A 3,261-nucleotide genomic window follows, 5' to 3' on the forward strand; every position below is an offset into this window, starting at 1 on the left:
GGCCTTCGCCCGCCTCGCCGCCTGCTGCGCCACCGCCTGCGGCGTGCACGGGCACGACCATGCCCGCGCCTGGGGCGCCGCCACGCCCGCCGGGCAGGATGGCGGCTTCTGGGGCGCGCTCGGCTGCTCCTGCTGGGCCTTCTGAGCATGGCCCGCTGGTCGCCGCTGCTCACCTGGATCGGCCTGCTCGGCCTCTGCGCCGCCTATCTCCAGGGCGGGCTGAACAAGCTGCTGGACTTTCCCGGCGCGGTGGCCGAGGCGGCGCATTTCGCGCTGCCCCTGCCGCCCGTCACCGCCGCCGCCACCATCGCCCTCGAACTGGGGGCGAGCCTGCTCATCCTCACCGGCCGGTGGCGCTGGCTGGGTGCGCTGGCCCTGGCCGCCTTCACCCTGGCGGCCAGCTTCATCGCCAACCGCTACTGGGAATTGCCGCCGGGGCAGGAGCGCTTCATGACGGCCAATGGCTTCTACGAGCATCTCGGCCTCGTCGGCGCTTTCCTGCTGGTGGCCGTCTGGGACAAGGCCCATGCAAGCTGAGGCGCGCGGCGGCAGTTTCGCGCCGCTGCTGCAACCCACCTTCGCGCTGCTCTGGGTGGCGACGGTCATCGGCAATATCGGCAGCTTCATGCGCGACGTGGCCAGCGCCTGGCTGGTCACCGAGCTCTCCGCCGGCCCCGCCGCCGTCGCGCTGATCCAGGCGGCGGCGACGCTGCCGGTCTTCCTCCTCGCCATCCCGGCCGGCGTCATGGCCGACATCCTGGACCGCCGGAAATTCCTGCTGGCGGTGCAGGTGCTGCTGGCGCTGGTCAGCCTGTCGCTGATGCTGCTGGCGCAGGCCGGGCTGGCCTCGGTGGCCGCGCTGGCGGGGCTCACCTTCCTCGGCGGCATCGGCGCGGCGCTGATGGCGCCCACCTGGCAGGCCATCGTCCCCGAACTCGTGCCGCCGCGCGACACGCGCAACGCCGTCGCGCTGAACTCGCTCGGCATCAACATCGCCCGCGCCATCGGGCCGGCGGCGGGCGGGCTGCTGCTGGCCGGCTTCGGCGCCGCCGTCACCTATGGCGCCGATGTCGCCAGCTATGTCGTGGTCATCGCCGCGCTGCTGCTCTGGCGCCGCCCGCCGGCCGGGGATGACCCGCTGTCCGAGCGGTTCGCCGGGGCCTTCCGCGCCGGGCTGCGCTATGCCCGCGCCAACCGGGAGCTGCACATCGTCCTGTGGCGCGCCGCGCTCTTCTTTCTGTTGGCCAGCGCGGTCTGGGCGCTGCTGCCGCTGGTGGCGCGGCAGGTGCTGGGCGGCGATGCCGGCTATTATGGGCTGCTGCTCGGCGCGGTGGGGGCGGGGGCCATCCTGGGCGCCTTCCTGCTGCCCGCCCTGCGCCGGCGCCTGGATGCCGATGGTCTGCTGCTCGCCGCCGCGCTGCTCACCGCCGCCGCCATGGTGCTGCTGGCCCTCGCCCCGCCGCGCGCCCTGGCGCCGCTGGTGCTGCTGCTGCTCGGCATCGCCTGGATCATCGCACTCACCACCCTGAACGGCACGGCCCAGGCCATCCTGCCCAACTGGGTGCGCGGGCGGGCGCTGGCCGTCTATCTCACCGTCTTCAACGGCGCGATGACGGTGGGCAGCCTGGCCTGGGGCGCCGCCGCCGAGGGGCTGGGCCTGCGGGGGACGCTCTGGGTGGCGGCGCTGGCGCTGGCGCTCTCCGCCCTCGTGCTGCGGCGGGTCCCGCTGCCACGCGGCGAGGCCGACCTGACCCCCTCCAACCACTGGCCTGAGCCGCTGCTGGCCGTCCCGGTGGAGCATGACCGTGGCCCGGTGCTCATTCTGATCGAATACCGGCTGGCGCCCGGCACACAGGCGCAGTTCCGCCAGGTGGCGCACCGCCTCTCCGCCGCGCGGCGGCGCGATGGCGCCTATGGCTGGGGCATCGCCGAGGACGCCGCCGACCCGCAGCGCGTGGTCGAATGGTTCATGGTGGAATCCTGGGCCGAGCATCTGCGCCAGCACCGGCGGGTGTCGCAGGTGGATGCCGACCTCCAGGCGGAGTTGCGCCGCTTCCATGTCGGAGAAGAGGCGCCGCGGGTGCGGCATTTCCTGGCGTCCTGAGAATCTTCTTTTTCTGAAGAAAAAGAAGCAAAAAGACTTCTTTCTGTTGGGCGTCCCGCCTCCGGCCTGGGGCGGGACGCCCACGGAAGAAAGTTTTTTGGTTCTTTTTTTCAAAAAAGAACCCTTTCCTTCCCGCTTCCTTTCACAACTTTTCACAGCGTTTTTCTGTTTCACCCGCCGCTTCGCCCGGACGCTCCAGGGGAGTTTGCCCCCGAGGAGCCCGCGCCCCATGCATCCCGCCCCGCCCGATCTCCCCGCCCGCCTGGCCCCCTGGCAGGTCGGCAAGGTGCTGCGCCATATCGAGGCCCACCTGTCCGAGCCGCTGAGCGTCGCCGACCTCGCGGCCCTGCTTGGCCTCAGCACCGGCTATTTCTCGCGCGCCTTCCGCGCCAGCCAGTCGCTCTCGCCGCACGCCTTCATCCTGCAGCGCCGGCTGGCGCGGGCGCAGGCGATGATGCTGTCCTCCTCCTGCGGCCTGTCGGAGATCGCGCTGGAATGCGGCTTCTGCGACCAGCCGCACCTGACACGGCGCTTCCGCCTCGCTTTGGGCGTCAGCCCGGCGGCCTGGCGGCGCGGCGCGGCGGCGGCGATGGATCAGCGCGCCGCGGCATAGGCATCCATGGCCAGCGTCAGGCTGTCGCCGCGCGGGTGGTAGCCGATCTCCTGCCGCATCGCCCACAGGCTGGCGAGGTGCAGCAGCGGGATCAGCGCCACCTCCTCCCGCACCACCAGCCGCGCCGCCTCCTGCCACAGGGCATGGCGGCGCGCATCCTCGCCGGTGGCCAGGGCGGTGGTGATCAGCCGGTCCAGGCGCGGGTTGCTGTAGCCGGTGCCGTTCAGCGAGCCGAGGCCGCGCGCCGCGTCGCGCGTGCCGAGCACGGCGCCGAGCACGGCATTCGGCTCCCCCGGCCCGGTCAGCCAGCCGAACAGCGCCGTGGCGAAGCGCCCGCCGGCCAGGCGGGGATAGAACAGCGCGGGCGGCACCGGCTCGACCTGCGTGGCGATGCCGGCCTGCTGCCACATCTGCGCCACCGCCTGCAGCAGCGCCTCGTCATTCGGGAAGCGGTTGGCGGTGCCGGTCAGGGTGAGGGCGAGGCCCTGGCCCCAGCCCGCCTCCTCCAGCAGGCGGCGGGCGGCGGCGCGGTCCTGCCGCTCGG

The 3,261-nt window shown here is 72.8% G+C and carries 4 protein-coding genes; 3 read left to right on the plus strand and 1 reads right to left on the minus strand.

What is annotated here, in order from left to right:
* Positions 1-147 precede the first annotated feature (147 nt).
* The 3 genes from HMPREF0731_RS01155 to HMPREF0731_RS01165 all read left to right on the plus strand — a co-directional run bounded on the left by HMPREF0731_RS01155 (position 148) and on the right by HMPREF0731_RS01165 (position 2,717).
* Entirely contained in the window at positions 148-537 is a 390-nt protein-coding gene (locus HMPREF0731_RS01155) for a DoxX family protein (protein WP_007002151.1), read from the plus strand.
* Positions 527-2,104: an MFS transporter gene (locus HMPREF0731_RS01160; RefSeq protein ID WP_007002152.1), complete on the plus strand. Its 1,578-nt coding sequence runs from the start codon at positions 527-529 to the stop codon at positions 2,102-2,104. The genes HMPREF0731_RS01155 and HMPREF0731_RS01160 overlap by 11 nt, the downstream gene beginning before the upstream one ends.
* Positions 2,105-2,333: 229 nt before the next feature.
* Positions 2,334-2,717, plus strand: a complete 384-nt coding sequence (locus tag HMPREF0731_RS01165) for an AraC family transcriptional regulator (RefSeq protein WP_051014645.1) — start codon at positions 2,334-2,336, stop codon at positions 2,715-2,717.
* On the opposite strand, the gene HMPREF0731_RS01170 is transcribed toward HMPREF0731_RS01165, so the two are convergent.
* The coding region (locus tag HMPREF0731_RS01170) for an ABC transporter substrate-binding protein (protein ID WP_007002154.1) at positions 2,699-3,261 on the minus strand (563 nt) is incomplete at its 5' end. The genes HMPREF0731_RS01165 and HMPREF0731_RS01170 overlap by 19 nt on opposite strands.

It is taken from the genome of Pseudoroseomonas cervicalis ATCC 49957 (genome assembly GCF_000164635.1).
In the GTDB taxonomy this organism is placed as follows: Bacteria; Pseudomonadota; Alphaproteobacteria; order Acetobacterales; family Acetobacteraceae; genus Pseudoroseomonas; species Pseudoroseomonas cervicalis.